The sequence below is a fragment of the uncultured Methanobrevibacter sp. genome (genome assembly GCF_947170395.1).
GTDB lineage: Archaea > Methanobacteriota > Methanobacteria > Methanobacteriales > Methanobacteriaceae > Methanocatella.
Genome location: NZ_CAMVTE010000037.1, coordinates 1 through 20,671, shown reverse-complemented (window position 1 = coordinate 20,671; position 20,671 = coordinate 1). Strand labels below are relative to the sequence as shown.

General features: G+C 32.5%; 18 protein-coding genes. 6 read left to right on the top strand and 12 right to left on the bottom strand.

The features are described from left to right. Positions 1 to 182 (top strand): HEPN domain-containing protein (locus Q0W04_RS09170; RefSeq protein WP_298502402.1); only part of this gene is annotated, 182 nt, incomplete at its 5' end. 689 nt (positions 183 to 871) lie between these two features. Here the strand turns inward: Q0W04_RS09170 and Q0W04_RS09165 are convergent. Together Q0W04_RS09165 and Q0W04_RS09160 are read right to left on the bottom strand one after the other, a co-directional pair. Further along, positions 872 to 1,696, bottom strand: coding sequence for a BRO family protein (locus Q0W04_RS09165; protein WP_298502398.1), 825 nt, complete (start codon positions 1,694 to 1,696; stop codon positions 872 to 874). A 580-nt stretch (positions 1,697 to 2,276) separates the two neighbouring features. Next, complete coding sequence (locus Q0W04_RS09160) at positions 2,277 to 3,302, bottom strand: Fic family protein (protein ID WP_298502396.1); 1,026 nt, start codon at positions 3,300 to 3,302, stop codon at positions 2,277 to 2,279. Between the two features lie 413 nt (positions 3,303 to 3,715). Here Q0W04_RS09160 and Q0W04_RS09155 point away from each other — a divergent pair, with 413 nt between their 5' ends. Beyond that, complete coding sequence (locus Q0W04_RS09155) at positions 3,716 to 4,915, top strand: ATP-binding protein (RefSeq protein ID WP_298502393.1); 1,200 nt, start codon at positions 3,716 to 3,718, stop codon at positions 4,913 to 4,915. 665 nt (positions 4,916 to 5,580) lie between these two features. On the opposite strand, the gene Q0W04_RS09150 is transcribed toward Q0W04_RS09155, so the two are convergent. From Q0W04_RS09150 to Q0W04_RS09135, 4 genes are all read right to left on the bottom strand, one after another. After that, positions 5,581 to 6,057 (bottom strand): hypothetical protein, encoded by a 477-nt coding sequence (locus Q0W04_RS09150; RefSeq protein ID WP_298502390.1) that lies wholly within the window; start codon positions 6,055 to 6,057, stop codon positions 5,581 to 5,583. Positions 6,058 to 6,059: 2 nt separating this feature from the next. Then, entirely contained in the window at positions 6,060 to 6,593 is a 534-nt protein-coding gene (locus tag Q0W04_RS09145; protein ID WP_298502388.1) for a hypothetical protein, read from the bottom strand. A gap of 378 nt (positions 6,594 to 6,971) precedes the next feature. Further along, positions 6,972 to 8,042, bottom strand: a complete 1,071-nt coding sequence (locus tag Q0W04_RS09140) for a hypothetical protein (protein ID WP_298502386.1) — start codon at positions 8,040 to 8,042, stop codon at positions 6,972 to 6,974. Continuing rightward, complete coding sequence (locus Q0W04_RS09135) at positions 8,039 to 9,139, bottom strand: oligosaccharide repeat unit polymerase family protein (protein ID WP_298502383.1); 1,101 nt, start codon at positions 9,137 to 9,139, stop codon at positions 8,039 to 8,041. Before Q0W04_RS09135 ends, Q0W04_RS09140 begins: the two co-directional genes overlap by 4 nt. 107 nt (positions 9,140 to 9,246) lie before the next feature. Between Q0W04_RS09135 and Q0W04_RS09130 the strand changes: the two genes are divergently transcribed. After that, positions 9,247 to 10,806 (top strand): flippase, encoded by a 1,560-nt coding sequence (locus tag Q0W04_RS09130; protein WP_298502380.1) that lies wholly within the window; start codon positions 9,247 to 9,249, stop codon positions 10,804 to 10,806. A 236-nt stretch (positions 10,807 to 11,042) separates the two neighbouring features. Then, on the top strand, positions 11,043 to 11,528 hold the full coding sequence (locus Q0W04_RS09125) for a hypothetical protein (RefSeq protein WP_298502377.1): 486 nt from the start codon (positions 11,043 to 11,045) through the stop codon (positions 11,526 to 11,528). 206 nt (positions 11,529 to 11,734) lie between these two features. On the opposite strand, the gene Q0W04_RS09120 is transcribed toward Q0W04_RS09125, so the two are convergent. Together Q0W04_RS09120 and Q0W04_RS09115 are read right to left on the bottom strand one after the other, a co-directional pair. After that, the gene (locus Q0W04_RS09120; RefSeq protein WP_298502375.1) at positions 11,735 to 12,355 is read right to left on the bottom strand and encodes a hypothetical protein; all 621 of its coding nucleotides are present in this window, start codon (positions 12,353 to 12,355) and stop codon (positions 11,735 to 11,737) included. 129 nt (positions 12,356 to 12,484) lie between these two features. Next, the gene (locus Q0W04_RS09115; RefSeq protein ID WP_298502373.1) at positions 12,485 to 13,708 is read right to left on the bottom strand and encodes a nucleotide sugar dehydrogenase; all 1,224 of its coding nucleotides are present in this window, start codon (positions 13,706 to 13,708) and stop codon (positions 12,485 to 12,487) included. 96 nt (positions 13,709 to 13,804) lie between these two features. Between Q0W04_RS09115 and Q0W04_RS09110 the strand changes: the two genes are divergently transcribed. After that, positions 13,805 to 14,071, top strand: a complete 267-nt coding sequence (locus tag Q0W04_RS09110; protein ID WP_298502370.1) for a hypothetical protein — start codon at positions 13,805 to 13,807, stop codon at positions 14,069 to 14,071. Between the two features lie 8 nt (positions 14,072 to 14,079). On the opposite strand, the gene Q0W04_RS09105 is transcribed toward Q0W04_RS09110, so the two are convergent. From Q0W04_RS09105 to Q0W04_RS09090, 4 genes are all read right to left on the bottom strand, one after another. Further along, the gene (locus Q0W04_RS09105) at positions 14,080 to 14,682 is read right to left on the bottom strand and encodes a class I SAM-dependent methyltransferase (protein ID WP_298502367.1); all 603 of its coding nucleotides are present in this window, start codon (positions 14,680 to 14,682) and stop codon (positions 14,080 to 14,082) included. Between the two features lie 190 nt (positions 14,683 to 14,872). Next, positions 14,873 to 15,253 (bottom strand): hypothetical protein, encoded by a 381-nt coding sequence (locus Q0W04_RS09100; protein ID WP_298502365.1) that lies wholly within the window; start codon positions 15,251 to 15,253, stop codon positions 14,873 to 14,875. 47 nt (positions 15,254 to 15,300) lie between these two features. Further along, the gene (locus tag Q0W04_RS09095; protein ID WP_298502362.1) at positions 15,301 to 16,323 is read right to left on the bottom strand and encodes an NOG1 family protein; all 1,023 of its coding nucleotides are present in this window, start codon (positions 16,321 to 16,323) and stop codon (positions 15,301 to 15,303) included. 108 nt (positions 16,324 to 16,431) lie between these two features. Beyond that, on the bottom strand, positions 16,432 to 16,704 hold the full coding sequence (locus Q0W04_RS09090) for a hypothetical protein (RefSeq protein ID WP_298502359.1): 273 nt from the start codon (positions 16,702 to 16,704) through the stop codon (positions 16,432 to 16,434). A 369-nt stretch (positions 16,705 to 17,073) separates the two neighbouring features. Between Q0W04_RS09090 and Q0W04_RS09085 the strand changes: the two genes are divergently transcribed. After that, the gene (locus Q0W04_RS09085; protein WP_298502357.1) at positions 17,074 to 20,484 is read left to right on the top strand and encodes a hypothetical protein; all 3,411 of its coding nucleotides are present in this window, start codon (positions 17,074 to 17,076) and stop codon (positions 20,482 to 20,484) included. Positions 20,485 to 20,671: the final 187 nt, after the last annotated feature.

Below are 20,671 nucleotides of genomic sequence, written 5' to 3'. Positions count from 1 at the left end.
TTGGTCAGGAGTATGTTTTGAATGACTCTTTTGACAGAAAAATCTCTAAATATCTGTCAAGCACACAATCCTTGAGAGAAGCCGCTGATTATGATGCTGTTGATGACATCGATGAAAGCATTGCCAATGATTGTATTAATAAGGCTGAAGAATTCATGAAAGAAGCTAAAAAGTTTTTATAATTTTTTTGAATTTTTAATTTGTTTTAAGAATTTGGTAACTATTCAAAAATTTGACTAGTTAATGTTTGTAAGTAAAATTTTTAAAATATAGTTACTTCCAAACTAAACTATTTGACCACTTAAATCTGGATAAAAGGGTAACTATACAATTTTTCGCTGAACTACTTTTTGTAAGTATATAAAGTTTTCTATTTTTATAACTAAAAGTAATTAAATCTTAATTTTTTTAATCTTTTGTTTTTCATATAAATAATGGGTTATTTTTATGAAATTCAAAAATTATTTTATTGATTTTAGTAATGGAGATTATTTGATGGTTTAAATTATGTAAAATCATATTTCCTTTTGATTTAAAATTCTTTTAATTAAATGGTAACTATGCAATTTTTTCATAATATTTTGATAATATATTTTTATTTTGATTATTGCTTGAGGTAATATTTGATTTAAACTGTTGGCAAGATTGTATGCTTTGAAAGAAATAATATTTTATATTTATTAAACAATATATTTCAAATCTAAACTAATTTTTATTAAACAAATTATTTGAAATGGTCTAATTTAATTATTTTTTAATTATTAAAAATTTAAAATCTTATACATTATCAGCAAAAAAATTATAAAAATAAAAATATTTTCAGACATACGATTTTTTCGTATGACTGAACAAAATTTAATAAATTACAGAACTATTTATCCAATAATTTGGGGTTTTTTGCATTATCTGTACTGATCACCGATTCGCCCAATTCTTTTTCTAAAATTCCACGGGCTCCTGCAGCAACCCCTCCTCCTCTTTTAGCAATAGGTTTGCTTTCATCAAATCCTTTTGGATTTTCTTTTTTAGATATTTTGGTTGTAGAAACTTCAGCAAGCATATTTAGCACGAGTTCGGTATTTGTCATATTGTCTCTTAAATTTTCTTTCTTAAGATTTTTAAGATTTTTGTATTCTCGTGTTGTTAATCCGGACCAGGACTTGCTGACTTCATCAGTTAGCATTGCATGTTCAATGCCTTCCTTTACTCCAGACCGGTTCCATTCATCAGTTAACTCATTTCTAACTTCAATGGTTTTTTCCCTTTGATCAATCCATTTATCACTGTAACCTTTTTCTTTGTAGGTGTTTCTACGTCTTTGAGATATAAGCTCGGGATTTGCTATTTCGTCTAATCTTTCACGACCTAATTTTGCCAACCATAATTTTAATGGTTCTGCATTTGGAGAAGGTACTGATTGAATAATTCGAAAAAGAGGTTCTGAGGTAACGACATCTGTCCTATAAAATTTGTTATCGGGGGATAACATTTTCATATTTTCAACTTCATTAAGAATTTCACTACCTTCTTTTTTTAGTTTTCTTTTTAAATCAGACCAATATCTATTAGGATTTTTACTTTCACTTAAAACTTCAATAACATCCACAACCGAAAAATAATAATCCTCGATTTCAGGATCCCATTTTGTTCTTATTTTTATATTTCCAAAAATTTTAATTTCAAATTTGCTATTCATTTTATCATGCTCCAAATCTTTTTAATCATGATTATTATAGTTTTAATGATATTTAAACCTTTTAAAATGGTTAGATTTAAATAATATGGTTTTTTAACTACAATTATATTGAATTAAAGCAATATTATTTCCTCACAACAACTATGATAAATACTTAACGGGTAATGTTGTTGTCAAGAGTATTCTAAAAGTCGCCGAGGAATGGAAATTAACAGAATGTATAATTTTAGATCAAATTTAAGAGGATAATTGCCAAAATATCATATTAAAACAGGTAAATCCCAAATTACTTCAATTTAAAAAATCTCAATTAGAAAATGGGAATGAACTTCAAATTATTGACAAATTCTTATAGCATATGATGGAATTAAATATCCTGGAATATGTTGGTAAAAATTAAAAGAGGAATGCATATTTACATACAGAATATTCGATTTAAATATGTTTTAATAGTTGATGATTAACATATTTTTTGGTTGATGATTAATTTTTAAAAACTCTTTAAATTACTTATTTCATTAATTAAACTATTTTAATTAAAAATAAAAAATTTATGATGGTTGATGATTAAGGTTGATGATTAATGTTTTATCAGATGGTATTCTGTATTTCTACCTTTTCCCCTACTTTCTATTAATTCCTTATTTTTTAATTTTTTAATAATCTTATAGCTGGCTTGAGGAGTAATATTTAACATCTCTTGAATATCCTTGTTTTGAATATGTCCTTTTTCTTCAAGAAGTGTTAATACGGAAATTTCATTTGGAGTTAATTGAATAGTTTTATCATATTTTGATGTAATTTCACCTAATTTCAATACTTCAGATTTAACTTTATTGATTGAGTATAATACTCCTCCACAGAAATATTCCAGCCAGTTTGTCAAGTTATGGTTTTTATCTGCACTGTTTAGCGCATCGACATAAGCCTGTCGGTCCTGATTGTAATATTCGTCTAAAGTGAAGTAGTCATTGATATTAAATTTGTGAACGGACAGAATTAAAGTTGCCATAAGTCTGCTGGTACGTCCATTTCCATCAACAAACGGATGGATACGTACCAATTCATAATGAAGAATTCCTGCAATGATGACTGGATACATTTCATCTGCTGTATTGTTCAGCCAGTCTAATAATTCATCTACTAAATAAGGCACTTTATAAGCATCCGGAGGCACATAATTTATTTCTTTAGTATGTAAATTGCCAATAACTACTGGAGTATCTCTAAATTTACCTTCATATTCTGGATTTCTTAATAAATCTTTAGTCAGATCTTTGTGTACGGATAAAATTGTGTCTTGGCTAATAACTTTATCTGAATATTGATCTAAATGATTTAATACATTAAAATAATTCAATACTTCCTGTTCTGCTTTTGTAGTTGGTTTCTGATTGTTTTTGATTAATGTTTCTACTTCATCCAAGTTTAAAGGATTTCCTTCAATTGATGTTGAATAATGTGAAGATCTGATAAGGGCATCCTGTTTTAATTTGGTATCGTATAATGGGATTATTTTTGCATTGCTGATAACTTCTTTAGCTGAAGCGATTTCTGCAATATAATTTACAATTTTATCAGTGTATGTAAATTTAGGTTCAAACATTGTATCAACTTTTATTTTTCTTAATTACTATACTATATGTGGTTGATGATTAACATATTTTTTGGTTGATGATTAATTTTTAAAAACTCTTTAAATTACTTATTTTATGATTTAAACAATTTTGAGTAATAATAAAAAATCTATGTTGGTTGATGATTAAGGTTGATGATTAATGTTTTGTGAAAAAATTTATCTTAATAGTGTTTTTATCTGATTTCTGTTTTGAATATTGATCTATGTAATATTCAATTTAAACATAAATTAAATTATAGTTAAAATTTCTTTAATTTTTGATAATTTATAATTTTATACTACTATTATTTTAATATTATAAAATCAATATTGATATAAGTTTATAATTTTTACTTTTAAAAAAACATAAACTTATATGTTAATAATTTTATAATAGTATTATGGTAAAAAGAGAGTTATATTTAAAAAGAATATCCTCATTAATTGACAAGGATATAATTAAAATCATTGTTGGTGTAAGAAGATGCGGCAAATCTTACATGTTTAATTTAATCATAGATGAATTGCTTGAAAGAGGAATTAACAGGGAAAATATTATTCTTATCAATTTTGAAAGTGCAAAATACAGAAATGTTTCTAATCCTCGTGAATTGGATTTGCTTGTAGATGATTTAACAAAAGGTATTGACGGTAAACTCTACATGTTTTTTGATGAAATCCAAAATGTTGATGGATGGGAAAGATCAATCAATAGCTTTAGAATAGACTATGATTGTGATATTTACTTAACTGGTTCCAATTCAAAATTATTGTCTGGAGAACTGGCCACTCATCTGGCAGGTAGATATATGGAAATTAAAATGTATCCTTTTTCATTTAAAGAATATCTGGACTATAAAAAGATTCCTCCAAATAAAGATGCATTCACTGATTATTTAATATATGGAGGATTTCCATTTTTACTCTCTCTTGAAAACGAAACTGATAAAATCGAATATTTAAATGATATTTTCAACTCAATATTTCTAAAAGACATCATTGAGAGATATAATATTCGGGATGCAGGTTTGCTTACACGAATAGTTGATTTTATCTTGGATAATACTGGAAAAATCGTTTCTTCAAAAAGTATTTCCGATTACCTGCGTACAAAAGAAAAAATCAAGGTTTCACCAAAAACAATCTATAATTATTTGGATTATCTTACAAATGCCTGTTTGTTGTATAAAGTGCAAAGGGAAGATTTGGAAGGTAAAAAAATATTGTCCATAAATGAAAAATATTATTGTGTTGATCAAGGATTTAACCAGATACGTATTGGACGAAATCAGGTCAATAACAGCAGAATCATGGAAAATATTGTCTATTTTGAACTTTTAAGAAGAGGTTATGAAATAACTATCGGATGTATTAAAAATTATGAAATTGATTTTGTCTGTAAAAAGATGGGTGAAAAAATCTATGTTCAAGTAACCAGACAATTGACTCATGAAGACACAATCGAGCGAGAATTCAGACCTCTGCTTCTAGTTAATGATAATTATCCAAAATATGTTATTTCAACTGATGATTTTAACATGTCTCAAGACGGAATAAAACATATGAATATATTAGATTTCCTATTGGATGATGAGATTTAATCCACATTAATTTATTTGCTATAAATATTAGGTAAATATTCAATTATATCTGGGCAAATAATAAAATTTAAATATTGATATTAGTATTGTTTTAAAGTGGTTATGCTTGATAAAAAACAAAAAAGTAAAATTGGTATATGAAAACTAGAATTAATTTAATGAAGTAGAAGAACCCATATACCACCTAATTCGCCCCTCGTCGAGACAAGGATATGCAGGCTTAACTTCAAGAAGTTTTTACCTTCTAACTCTCAACTAATATTATGTATGCAATAACATATAAATATTTGGAAGAGTATTATCATTTTTCTTAAATTTTCCCTGCCATTACATTATTCATTTTCAAAGTTAATAAGATAATTTCTAGTTTCATTTACCTCATAATTCTCCGCACTTATATCTTTAAGAGCAACATTCACTTTATCGCTGGAAGAAATGGCATCCAACTTTTGAAATACAGTTTTTCCTTTTTTATCAGGATAAACATTCTTTTCAGATAATGAATGATATCTTTAATTGGATAAATCAATAAATTCATGTCTTCTTGAATAATGCCATGTTCTAAAATACTTAATTGTGCATCTTCCTTTAGATATTATGCCAAATTACAGTAACAATTGCCACAATTACAATTATTACTTTAACTAAACCAATCCTAATCACGCCTAAAATTCAACAGTGTGCGCCATATCCTTTAGCAAATCCACATCTGTACCAATTAAAAGAATTGTTTCATTTCCAGAAGTTAATCCCACTAGTTGTAAATTCATTTCAGATTCAGTGACTGTTTCAATAACTCTTAAATTGTCTTCTTGATATTCATAAGATTGATTTGCATCTGGATTAAGAGTTGAAAATAAAGCATGGTATATTATTGCATTATTTTCTCCTGCAAAAATAGGAGAATCAATATAATAAATCATAATCTGATTTTGTTCATCAACATATGCTTCTTGAGAACCTGGAAAGATATTGTCTTCATCTATTTCAATTTCTTCTTTGACAAAATTTGAACCGTTGGGGGTGTCAATTTTAAAACTATAGAAATCTTGAGTTTGCATTGATTTAGCACAAACAAGACCCATGCAAAGTACTGTTATTAACGAACATATTATTAAAATAGAAATATATTTTTTATTCATTATTATTGCCTCCCATTAATCTTAATTGAATTGGCCATATCTTTAAGAGAGTCTAAATCATCACCATATAAAACAATAAATTTATTCCCATCAACCAAACCAATTCTATAAGTGAAGTACTTTTCAGAACCTCCCACATCAACCTTTTCTGATTTGTCAATTACTTTTACTATATTTAAACCCATATCATCGATTTTTTCAAATTTGCCTGTGTCATTCACCAAGGTTGAGAAAATTTCTAAATTGTTTGCAAAATAATCGGATTCAGACAGATAAATAAGATAGTTGTCATCTTTATTATAATAAGTTTTAATAATGCTTACAGGTGTAGTTTCCCATGATTTCAAGAATTTCGCATCATCCTTTACAACCATAGTGAACGCAGAATCAAAATCATAGACTTGCATTCCTTCTTCGACTCCTGCCTCTCCTTTTAATAAATTACCATTACCTGCCACAATAATTGCCAAACATGCAACTAATGCTAAGATAACAATAATTAAAACCCCGATAATAATTTTATCTTTCTTTTCCATATTATCACCTTAATATAATATTGTGTTTAAAAATATATAACTTAGGATTATCCATGCATATATGGTAAAATACTAAATTTTTCAAGTTTCGGATATTACTTAATTTTCCAATGTGATGTTTGAATTTTTTTAAGTCCAAAGCGCCTCAAAATGTTTTCAAATTTCTCGTTGTTGGTTTTGAAATTAACGTCAAAAATAGCTATAGTATACCTGAAGATTATTTATTTTTTGGATTGCTGATACTGTTACAATGTTTCCATAACAAGGTTTACTAATATTGAAATGATGTTACTATGGATTTTTGTTAGTGTATGCAATATAAACATTCAAAAAACATGATTATTATAAATTGGAACTAAAAAAATAATTAAGAATATCTTATCTATACTGTTTTCTCTGGTTCCAGATTTTCCTTAAACTACTTAGGCCACCACAATTCTGGTCAAATGAGTCCATACTTGCAGTTAATTCTGCCACTTTAATGCTTGCCCTGCAACCGTCTTTAATTAAACGTTTTCCTTGAGGTTTTTTCATCCGGGAAACGGCATGATCTATATCATCCGCAGAAGCGACATTTATTCCTAAATCCTTGGCCAGATCATTACTTGCGTGTTGAGTATGGAAACCCAAAATCTTTACTGCGGGAATGCCTAAAGCGCCAACTTCAATTGTCACTCCCATTCCGGCACAATAAATTACTCCCTGTGAAGCGTTCATCAGACTGATTAAATCCACATAACCGTCAACAACAAAAACATTGTCTTTGGTGATATGAGGAGTTATGGTGGATGTTTCAAACCTGAATGGAATGACTAATATTGTTTTATCTATTTTTTCTGCTTCTTTAATTATTTCGGGAATATCTGAAGCTCTTGTATCTCCGCCTAAAAAAAGAACATAAAAATCGTCATGTTGGTACTGCTCATATATTTTCTCAGGTTCTGATATCTGAACTCTGCTTACATATTCCGCCTGAGGATATCCGCCTATATTTACGGTATTTGTAAGGTCATACATCTCTTTTAACTGTTTCATAGCAGTCTTATTTGGAACGGTGATTAAATCTGCAAAAGCCATCATTTCTATTGGGTTATAAATGTCCTGCTCCATGTGAAGCTTTGGAATATTTAATTTTTTTGATGCTGCGAGTCCTTTACGCACGTCGCCTGCATTTCCGCATGTTAATGTCAAATCAACAGGATGCTTTTTTAAGGCTTTATATGTGCGGATAGTATCTTTTAAAACCAGTTTGGCGATTGTAAAATTGCTTCTTTTCTTTGTTGTGTTCCTTCTGCCTGCACCTATTGAATAAATTTCATTACTGTAAGGGCTCAACAATTCCATTGCCCCTTCACTATGAGTTAAAGATAAAATGTCTGCATCGACTTTTTCAATTACTGGAATTAAGGTTTTTGCAGGAGCTGTTTCTGCTACAATAGCGATATTCATTTATTATCCACCTTTTTTATTTTAACTGCATAAATTAATATTATTATTGAAATCAGATAGAATAAAAACACGACCAGATCAGTAGGGCCTGTTTCAATCCAGATTATTAAATGAGCCATCAGTATTGCATACAATCCAATGAAAATATTCTTGACATTAGTCTGCACTTTATAAATCAAATTTATTATAAATCCGAGGACTGTCATTTGAACTAGCATGGCATATAATCCGAAATCAAGCAGTGCAGGTCCGAAAATTGTTGAAGTTGTTGAATGTGCCTTACCTATTGTTGCTGAGCCGGCAATCACTCTTGGATCTGTGGATTTAAAAAATCCCATCAGTGTATTATATAATAATTGACCATGAGTGCTGCCCTGCCTGAATACTGCATGGTCTAAAACCTGCAGGGTATATCCTGCCCTATAAAATAACAGTTCAAGTGGAGTTGACGACCATGCTTGCCATTCAATTGATTTAACTGCAACATATCCCACAACCACCAGCAATATGAATATGGCAATTACGGACAATATCAGATATTTCCAAGGCAGATCCTTGGTATAATATGATGTTATCAATACGCTTATTACGATAGCCATTGCAGTTGTCCTGTAACCTGTACATACAAACAGCAATAATCCTATTAAAAACAGCAGATAATATTTTTTGTCATCGTATTTTGCTATTAGAATATTAATCGATGGCAGAAAGATCAGATAACTTAACAGCCATATCTTTGTTGCAGCACGTGCTTTGAGATAGCCACTAAATAATGGGATTCCTCCCAGATATATTAAATTTACAATCTGAAGCAATATTCCAATTATCACCATTGATAAAACCAGACGCTTCGAGAAAATTTTATCTATCTTTTCAGTATTTAATTTGATTTCCTTATTCTTAAGAAGATAATTTGACAATGCAATGCCTATGATAAAAAATACAAGTCCTAACAATACTATTCCAATAGTGTAGACGTCAACGCCAATTAATTTATGTATATGATAAGAAAATGCTATTTGTGAAAACATTAAATAGATAATGACCAGTAGGACAAATACTATTGGTGAAAAAATATCATATCTTTTATAATCCATAAACATCTACCATAAAATAGTTAATTAGCCTCAAATAAATACTAAATATATAATTATATTTTTATAAAGTTATATAAACATTTTATATATTCAATTAAGTGAAGAACATGTCTAATAAGGTACTTAAAAATAGTTTCATTTTAATAATAGGCAACTTACTTTTTAGAGTTGGCGGTTACGTTAATAGACTATTGATGAGCAGAATGCTCGGACCGGAAGGATATGGGTTATATGGATTGACTTTACCGTTTCAGGGAATATTTCAAATTTTATCTGCCGGCGGACTGCCTCCTGCAATATCGAAATATGTTGCGCAATATAATGCAAAAGATGAAAAGGCTCTGACCCGACAGGTAATTTATACTGCAACCAAGTTTATGGTTCTAATGGCAATATTATTAAGCATTATCCTGTTGTTTTCATCAGATTTTATTGCAAATGCAATATTTCACAAACCCTTGGTCGTATGGCCATTAAGGGCCGTTAGTCTGATAACTCCTTTTAGCGTAATTGTAGGAGCTATGAGAGGCGCATTTCAGGGAGTTTATAAAAATGAATATACCGTATATAACAGGATGGCCGAGCAGTTAGCAACAATTGTTTTTGCGGTTGTATTTGTCTATTGCGGATTATATGCTATGGGTGCCGTATTGGGAGGGGCATTCGGTTTTATAGTTTCGGCTGTAACTGCCGTGTTATTGTATAAAAAATATATCAGTCCGATGTTTTATTCTGAAGATTCTCTGGATTTAAGTTTTAAAGAGGAATTGAAATTATTATGGATGCTGATTTGTTTTGCAGTGCCTGTAGCTATTACTGCATTGTCTGAAATGGCAATTTATGATGTCGGCACATTGGTTATAGGTGTTTTCATGCTGTCTACGGATGTAGGGTTTTATAATGCAGCTGATCCCATTTCAAGAATTCCGTTGGTTATTTCACTTTCAATTTCAACAGTATTGCTTCCTGCAACAGCAGAAGCTTACGTTTTAAAAAATCAGAAGTTATTGCAGGAATATGTCGTAGACTGTTTGAGATATTGCATTCTTACAGTTATTCCGATGTGCGTAATTATAAGCATGTTCAGCGTGCCTATCATTCAGTTGCTGTTTGGAAATGTTTATACTCCTGGTTCTGGAGTTTTAAGTATCCTGGTAATAGGAATGTCTTTTTATAGCATATATATGATTAGCAGCAGCATACTTCAGGGTACTGGAAAGCCTAGACTGCCAATGTATGTGCTGCTTTCGGGTACTGCATTAAATATTGCATTGAATGCGGTTTTTGTTAATATGATGGGCATTATTGGCGCCGCAATAGCTACAACAATAACTACATGTATACTGATGATTATCATAATGCTGTTGGTAATAAGAACTACCAGAATATCAATTCCTTGGAAAAATATATTGCTGGTTTTAATTTGCAACTTGATTTTAATGGCAGTCTGTTATCTGATTCCTAAAACATTAATAGGTCTAATCATAGGAATTATAATCGGCAGTTCAATCTATATTGTATCATTAATAATGTTAAAGGTTTTAACAAAACGTGATATAAGCTTTTTTAGCCAGTACATGGACAGGATTCCTATAGTGAATAAATATACTGCTAAAATAGTTGAATATATTGAAAAAAGAGGGCTGCTATACAAAATGGATGAGTAATTTCATTAATCGGCATTGATTTTAACATATTTTGGCCGTTAAAAAACCAAACTAATTTTTAAAACACTTATTTTTTTAAAATATGATTTATATGGTGTTTTTTTACTATTTTAAGATGCAAGTGTGCACTTACATTCGAAAAACTTTATATATGGACTTTTTAATATATTTAATTGTACTTTGAAAGGACTCACATTCACAATACCTCACAGTAAAACAAAAATACAGGTGATAACATGGACATGAAAAAAATATTTTTTGCTCTGGTCGTTTCCGCACTTTTAATTGGAGGCGTTTGTGCCGCAAGTGTAAACGATTTTAAAATAGACAACACATACAAAGGCATCTACAACGGGGAATACTACTCAGTATACACAAACAGTAATCAGGATTGTGGAATTTTAATTTTCAAAAACGTAAATGACGATGTTTACGATGATATTGAAAACGATAACATTTTAGATAATGTAATCCATCATGACGGAAGGGAATATATAGTTCCTGATGATGATTTAAAACTTGATGTAGGATCAGACCACATCGCCAACTTCACTGACTATGATCATGCAACTCATGGGGTATCAGAAGTTATTGATGTTAACGGAGACCAATACATCGTTGTGGCTTGGGCAAAAGATTCAAGCAACATGGATTCTGCTAAATTGCTTTCAACATTGAACGATTTCAATAAAAACAACAATGTTAAACCAATAGCATTCTAAAATTTGAAACATTCTATTTAAGAAAAATTAATTGGAAAAATTTTCCAATTACTTATTTTCTATTTTTCGATTAAATCAGTTATATTCACTTTTTCTTATTTTTAGATTTAAAATATCCTACGTTTTTCCTATGTCATTAATGGCACCGACTATTTTTGTTTTCATCTATTTTAAATCAAAATTATTTGAGTTTAATCTGGAATAGGCTAATTAAATACAATTTCTGCTTCCAAATCCTTATGGTTGGTTTTATAGACAACCACCTTGTTTCCGGATGTTTTTAATTCACCGTCACTGAAGTTAGAAACGGATTTTGTATAATCGCTTTTCCGATAAAAGCCTTTTCCATAGGGCACATCTAAAAAATTTTTCCTCAGATATATGGTAATATGGCTCTTTTCCAGTTCGGATATCGATTCATCTAATTCTGTGTATAATATCTCCAATATGGCAGTACCTACATTATAAGTTTCATATATCGGTACATTTCCTCTATTCACATTAACGGTATTTGAAATTTTGTGTTCTGTTTGATTGTAGTTGAATGTTATGGTTCTATTCACTGCAGGAACATAAATTTCTCTGGTTGTACTTTTTTTGGGAAATGAGCCGAAAATAGTATAGGTCAGGCTGAAAAATCCAAAATTTTTTGTTCTGGTTACTGGCTTCATGACGATAATAAGTATCACCAGCAGTATCACCGGGTAGAATATCATAATTAACGATAAGATTCCATATCCGCTAAGAATGCCGAGTAGATACTTAAGATTGATATACTGTAAAATTACTGCGACAAGAACAATTAGCCAAAATATTTTTCTGTCCATTTAATCAAATCCCTAGATAATTGATGTTTGTTGTGTAAATGTATGTTAATTGCAATATATATTGTTTATCAATGATTTTGAGGGATTATGAAAAAGAAAAAAAGAGTGTTAACAGTAATGTTAACTGGTTTAATCTCTTCTAAAGAGATCTCTTGTGTACACCTTATCCACAACATCGCCAAGAATGTCTGAATCAAAACGATTTGCGATAATGACGTCACTTTCGCTTTTGAAGCGGTCAACATCATTCACCACTTCGGATTTAAAGAATTCGCTTCCATTATCCAATGTAGGCTCATAGATAATAATTGGAATTCCTTCTGCTTTTATACGTTTCATTACGCCCTGGATTGCAGATGCACGGAAGTTGTCACTGTTACTTTTCATTGTAAGCCTGTAAACTCCGACGGTTTTTGGATTTCTTGAAATGATCTGGTCGGCAATGAACTCCTTACGCACGGAATTTGAATTTACGACAGCTTCTATCATGGTCTGTGGAACGTCCTTATAATTTGCCAAAAGCTGTTTTGTATCCTTAGGCAGACAGTATCCTCCGTATCCGAATGAAGGGTTGTTGTAATGTCCTCCGATACGTGGATCCATACATACTCCGTCTATAATCATCTGTGTATCAAGGCCTTTTGTCTGGGCATATGTATCAAGTTCGTTGAAGTAGCTGACCCTTACTGCAAGATAGGTGTTTGCAAAAAGCTTGATTGCTTCTGCTTCTGTTAGGTGCGCCAGCAATATTGGAATGTCCTGCTCAGGACAACCGGCCCTTTTTTCCTCTTCTCTTGCACCTTCAAGAAGAAGGTCTGCAAACATTTGTCCTTCATCTTTTTGGTCATCATCGCATCCGACAACTATACGGCTCGGATGGAGATTGTCGTAAAGCGCCTTTGACTCACGAAGGAATTCAGGACTGAATATGATGTTTTTGATTCCGTACTTTCCACGTACTGATTCGGTATAGCCGACAGGTATTGTTGACTTGATGACCATAAGCACGTCCGGATTGACCTTAAGAGTCCATTCTATAGCGTCCTCAACGGCGGATGTGTCAAAGAAATGATTGACATCGTCATAGTTTGTTGGGGTGGCTATAATGACAAGCTCTGCACTCTTATATGCGGCTTCCTTATCGGTTGTTGTATAGAGATTCAGTTTCCTTTTTCCCTCACGGGTCTCTTTAAAAAATCTTTCTATTTCATCATCTTGAATTGGACTGATAAACTGATTTAGCTTTTCAGCTTTTGATTCTGTAGTTGTAATAGCTGTAACTTCATGTTTTTGAGCTAGTAGAACAGCAAGTGAAAGCCCTACATATCCTACTCCAGCAACTGTAATTTTCATTTTATTTTTCTCCTATTTTGATATAGATATTTTAGTTGTCTTGTTTAAAAAACTTTGTGAGGATATAATATATATGATTAGGACATAATCTTAAATATGTATTCATCAGGTCCGGATTTAATAGGAATGATTTTGGGAATGGTTTTTGTAGTGATTGTTGTTGCGGCCTGCTGTTCTGCTGATAGCGGACCTTCGAACAAAACCGCACCTAAAAGAAATACGACAACCACAAAAAGAAATGTCTATTATGATGATGATTCATACTCCGAATGCCCGTCCTGTGGCGCACCATACTATGACGGTTACTGTGAGGAGTGTGGATATCCTGATATTAATCAGGGATGGTTGGGAGAGAATTACTAGTCTGAATGTTACTTCTCAGCAATATGCAATGCAGTACGGGGGCTTGTTTTTTCAAATGAAACAGGAACAAATCCTATTTTCTTAAATAGTTTTTTCATTTCATTTTCACCGTAAAAATGATAGTCTCCCTTATCTGAGAACTTGGTTAGCACATTCATCACAGGCCTTACGGCAGTAGGAATGTAGGGATCTCCAATCAGTAGTTTGCCTCCATCCCTTAAAACGCGATGCATTTCTCTCAGCACGTTGTCCGGATGGATATAATGGTGAAATGAGGCATTGCAAACGATAATGTCGAACATGTCGCTGTCAAATGGGAGGCTTTCTGCATCAGCTACTTTAAATGATGCATTCTCTTGGCAGTTATTTTCCGCTTCTTTAATCATATTTTGGGAAAAGTCAACTCCAAAAAGTTCATATTCGCTGCCGGATAAGTATTTAAACAGATTTCCGTTTCCGCATCCGACATCCAGAAGTTTTCCGCCAGGTAATTTTTGAATCTCATTTACAAGACTTTCATACATTGGTTTGACAAATTTTCCATCACTTGAATTGTTGTAATCGCAAGCTGTCTGGTTGAAATGTTGTTTGGTTCTTTCTTTTGCATTCATAATATTGACCTTCTAATTTTTAGTATTGATAAATCTCCAATTAGTTAACTGTTGTATTTACTTTGTTAAATTCGTTTTAAATAGCTATTTTTCTTGCTTTTCAAGATGCAAAATAAGGGTAGTGAAATGCAAAAAGTAAGTGTTGAAAATTGAAAAATGGAGTTATTTTCGCATAACTCCTAAAAAAGAATTAGAGGTCATTTCCGACTACAATTTTGTCAATGATGCCTCTGTCGGTAGATACGATTAGTACTGCATCATTATCGCAATTATAATTAAAATGATATCCGTATTCATCCTCTTTGTAGAAACCAAGGGTATTGTTGATTGTTTTTTCTTCAAAACCGTCCTGAAGGTCGTCCAGGGTAAGTTCGGAATCGAACATGAAAAGGATGGTTAGGTTATCATTGCCGTTTGTGTAATTGTATGTGATGCCTGAATCATCGATTAGTTTGTATCCGTTTGCCTCTACTAAATCAATTGTTTTGCCGGGTACTGAAGTTGCAGATACTGCAGCAACACTCAACAGAGCCAATATTAGTCCAATAATTAAAATATTTTTGATTGACATGATTATATCTTTTTAATTACGATTATATGTGCTTTAGTCATGTCATGTTAATAATATTCGTCATCTTCCTCTTCAACAGTACGGTCTATTTTTTTAATGGAGCGTATGATTTTGTTGATTTCCTCAACCCCTTCACCTTCAATTGCTGATATGAAAATGGACTTTTCCTTATCATCAATATATTCGTCAAGGTATGCGCTGTCCTCAACAAGATCCATTTTATTGAAGAGATAATACATCGGGATTTCAGAAAATACCTTTTCGATTTGCTTTGAGAGATTATACTGGTTGTCGAGGTGGAATCCGCAGGTTTCAGATGCATCGAAAATGAAAAGTATCGCATCTGCAAGATGTTCCAGCGCAACAATCGCATTCATTTCAATATCATTCATCTCCAAAACCGGTCTGTCAAGCAATCCTGGAGTGTCAATAATCTGTATGCTTCTCCAGTGGATTTCAGTATGTCCGATTTGTATACCTTTGGTTGTAAATGGGTAGTTTGCAACTTGAGGGTCTGCACTGCTTAGCTGTGTAAGCAATGTTGATTTGCCGACATTAGGAAAACCTGCAATGACGATTGTGGTTGCATCAAAATCAATTGTGGGCATGTTTCTCAGGTTTTGCTTTGCAAAGTCCAGGAAATCCAAATCCTTTCTGATTTTATTTATAACGGATGAAATTCGACCATAAGCCTGTTTTTGAATAGCAGTTGCCTTTTCAGAGGGATTTTTCCTAATTTTTGAACCGTATTCCTTTTCAAGTTGGGTTATAATTCCATAAGCCCAGTTAAGAGCACCCAATGCCTGCTTCATGTCATCCACACCAACGGTAATGTCGATGTAGTCCTGATAGAACGGATGCAGGCTTTCAATTTCAGGAACTGCGTCAATGATTGATTTTAATTTGTCTTTAATGACCTGGCAGGAGGTAACCACTCTTCTTTCTTCAATTCTTTTTCCTTTTAAGTGTTTAGGTATCTTTTGGGACCTCATCAGGTCTGCTTGTTTTTTACCTCTGCTGAATCCCTTGTCCAGGATTTCTTCAGGAGTAGGTATTGTTGGAATCATCATTTATATCACTTTTAATATCAATTAGTTATTCTTCTCTCACATTTCTATACTATAGTTTAGATTTGGCAGGTTAATTAAATTTATGGATATATCTAATAATGGAGATGATTATATTGGAGTATTATTAAGAAGTTCACGGACATTCAAACCAACAAATCTTTTGGCAGCTATATAAAAAAACGGTGCCAAAAAGAATGTTGAAATGGACTTTACAAGTTCAATTAGATCAAATCCGTTACTGAATCCGACAACAACTGTAATCGCAAATACTTGTGAGATTATAACGGCACTTATAACTCTTATGAATGATTTAATGTCAAATATCTGTGCTAAATTTATTATTTCACGTAGACTGAATGCCTCTATAAATTTTCCTGCCACAAATTATTATATTATTTTACTTAAATATAAATTTAACTATTCTATGTGCCTAAATTCATTCAAATTCAAAGCAATATTTTAATAATGTTGAAAATAGAATATTGTACTCTTAAATCAATATTTAAATGAATTTAAATCAATATTGCATTGGCTTTCTAAAATAACTTAAAAAAATCTGATTTTGAAATTTCACTGGGTTTTCGGCTCTAAAATAATATACATATATATTGCTTCGCCGATAAACATTGTATTGAATATTTGATTTAATTTAATTTTATTGAAATGGGGTTATTATTTTTCTTTAAAATTGAACATTATAAATATCGAGCATGTAAAATCATGTTTTTTTTCATAATATGGAGATTTAATATGAAGGTTAAAAAAACAATAATCTTGCTGACGCTTGTCGTTTTTCTCGCAAGCCTTGCAAATGTATATGCAGGTGAAATGGATGATGCACTGGCAAGCGAAGATGCAAGTCAAATAGGAGTGTCCTCAACAGTTGAGGATAACCTCCAGGCAAGCGAAGAAAATGATATAGCCGAAAAAACAGGCAATCATGATTGGAATAAACTTTCAAGCTCAGGGGAATTTGATGAGCTTCAAAAATTAATTGATAATGCTTCAGACAATGGCATAATCAATCTTGAGCATAATTACACCTACACAGTAGGTACAGACACTATAACTGAAGGAATAGGTATAAGCAAGAACTTAACAATCAACGGTAACGGATTTGCAATAGATGCACAGGGCAAATCAAGGATCTTCAATATTGACGGCGGCACAAATGTGCTTTTAAACAATATCACATTCACAAATGGATTTAGCGAAGGCAATGGTGGAGCAATACTTGCATATGGTAATGTGGATATTGTCGGATCCCGTTTCATCAACAACACTGCCGTTGACGGCGGAGCAGTATATTTCGGTGTAGTTTGCAATGCTTCTAAAATCGACTCAGTATTCATTGACAACCATGCAAATAACGGTGGAGCTATATACTTCAACAGAGGAATAAGTAATGCCACAATCAGCGGAATTTATATAGGCAATGTTGCTCAAAGAGGCGGTGGTGCGATATTTGTGCGTGGAAAATCCATGAACAACAATTTCACTGCTGATTTTATAGCTAATGAAGCAAGAGCTGCAAGCGGAGGAGCAATATTTATTTATAATCAGGCTGACAACAACACCTTTGAAGGCTGTTACTGGGACAATTACGCTATCTATGGTGGTGCAATCTTTTGCTACAATAAGGCTAACAGTAATGTATTCAATAGTGAATTTACAAACAATACTGCTAAATCCTGCGGTGGTGCAATCTTTTTCTATAACACTACTGATGGAAATAACTTTACAGGTGATTTCATAGCTAACACTGCTTTAGGTGAGGTTGATGCGAGTGTTGGAAACGGTGGTGCAATAACATTTAAGGATACTTCATCCAACAGTATCTTCACTTGTGATTTCATTAATAACACTGCTAATTTGAATGGTGGGGGTGTAAACTACCGTCAAACTCCATATAACATTACATTCAACAGTAATTTCATAAATAACACTTCTCCTAGAGGTGGAGGTGTGAATTTCTTTGATACATTTGAGAATGTAATATTCAATGGTGATTTCATTGGAAACTCTGCTCTTAAGGGTGGTGCAATCGCTACTGTTGACGGTATTATTGATGGTGTTTCATTCGCTGATAACTGTGCTGAAGAAGGTGGTGCTGTTTACATTAACGGTACCGGTGAAGTGTCAAACTGTATTTTCACAAACAATACTGCAACTTATGATTATGGTGGTGGAGGTGCCGTCTACATTGGTTCAGGTAATGTGACTGACAGCATTTTCATATCCAACAGGGCAACCGGCGCCGGCAGTCTTGGAGGCGCAGTATTAATTAAAAATTCAGGTAATGTGACTGACTGCAGCTTTGAAGATAACTTCGCAGGCTTTGGTGGGGCTGTCGCAGATGAATTTAATGTTAATGTGAATAATTGTGATTTCACAGCTAACCGAGCATCAGTTGAGGGCGGTGCTCTCTATATGGGTTCAGGTAATATTGTAAATTCCAATTTCGCCAACAACAATGCAAGTGATGAGGATAGTGAAGGTGACGGTGGTGCTGTTTACGTTGACAGGAATGTTACTGTGGTAAATTGTAATTTCACAGGCAATAAAGCTTATAAGGGTTCTGCAATTTACTTCTGGGTTATTGGGGATTTAAAATACACCAGGTCCATTTCCCATTCTACTTTCCTGAACAATAGGGCAAGTATGGATTCTTTATCTCCATTTACTTTAACAGTCAATGAAAATAATATTGAAATTGCTTTTGAGGGTTACGACAACCTTTTAAATGCAATACTGTCCAGAAAGATGAGTGATGTCAACATCACAAACGTTACCTACTGGGGAGCTAATGGTGTTGAAAACACAGGAAATTCCACCATTGTACCTGTCATGTTATATACTGAAGCAGGTCAGAACGTCACAGTTTCCGGTGTTGTTAACGGTGTGCCTCTAAATGTCAGTGCAGTTACAAATGGGGAAGGTAAAATTGTTTTAAATATTAGCTCAGGTGATAATTATTACCTCACTGTTCGCCACGACGCTGATTCATACTACGGTGAAGGTGAAAAGACATTTACAAACATTGCTTTCAATGTGGATGTTGTCTCTCAGACAACCTCAAACAGGACTGTTAACCTTACTGCAGAATCCAATATTTTGAGTGAAGTCATGCCTGGTAATCTGGTATTTATATTGCCGAACGGCACTCAGATTAATGCGACTTACGGCGGCAACGGTACCTGGTGGGCACAGCATACATTCGATAAATGTGCGGTTTACACAATAGGCGCAGATTATGTAGGTATAGACAATGTAACTGTTAGGAATGCAACTGTTACTGTTTTAAAAGCACTTTCTAAATTTTCAGATGTTGTCATTTTTACAGATAATGTTACAATGACATTGTGTGATGTAAACGGAAATCCGATTTCAGGTGCAAATGTTACATATACTATTAATGGAGTTTCAAATGCTACTGTCAGTGACGATAAAGGTTCATTTGTGATTCCTGCAGAGTCCGGAGCTGAAATATTTGTTGATTATGCAGGCAGTGATGATTATGCCGGATCTAATATTACAATTAAATTGACTTCTCAAATACGTCAGTCCACTGTAATTGTCGGTGAAAACTTCACTCAGTACGCTGTTGACTATTATGCAGGTGAAAGGGGTCAGAACTTTACTGTACAGCTTAAGGATGCTGACGGTAACGTTTTAGCAAACAAAACTGTTTTAATCGGTTATAATGGAAAAACACTGGAAAGGACTACTGATGAAAACGGTTATGCAAGCGTTCAAATCAACCTGAAAGACAAAAACAGATTAACATTTGCTGTTACTTTCCTGGGTGATGAGGAATACAATGCAACCATGTCTGTTTATCTGATTACTATTGAACAGAAACCGGTTACAATTTCTGCTTCTGCTAAAACCTATAAAGCAACTGCTAAAACCAAAAAGTATACTGTTACTTTAAAAACCATTAAAGGTGCTTCCGCTGACGGCAAGACCTACTTTAAATCTGGTAAAAAAGTAACTATGAAACTTAATGGTAAAACTTATACTGCTAAAACTAATGCTAAAGGTCAGGCTACTTTCAGCCTTAAAATAACCAAAAAAGGCAAACACACTGCAGTAATCAAGTATGCTGGTGACAGTACTTACAAATCAGCATCCAAGAAAGTTAAAATAACAATCAAATAGAAGAGATTACTTTCTCTTCTAACTTTTATTTTTTTAAAGTCTTGCCTCGTTATTTTGATGGTGTCTGACTTTTTTTTAATTTAGTTAACTGTAATTTACTTTAACGTTAACGTTTCTGATTTTTCAGGATGATTTTTTATCTTAAAAATGCAAGAATACCACGACTTCTTTTAAGTCGTGGATGAAT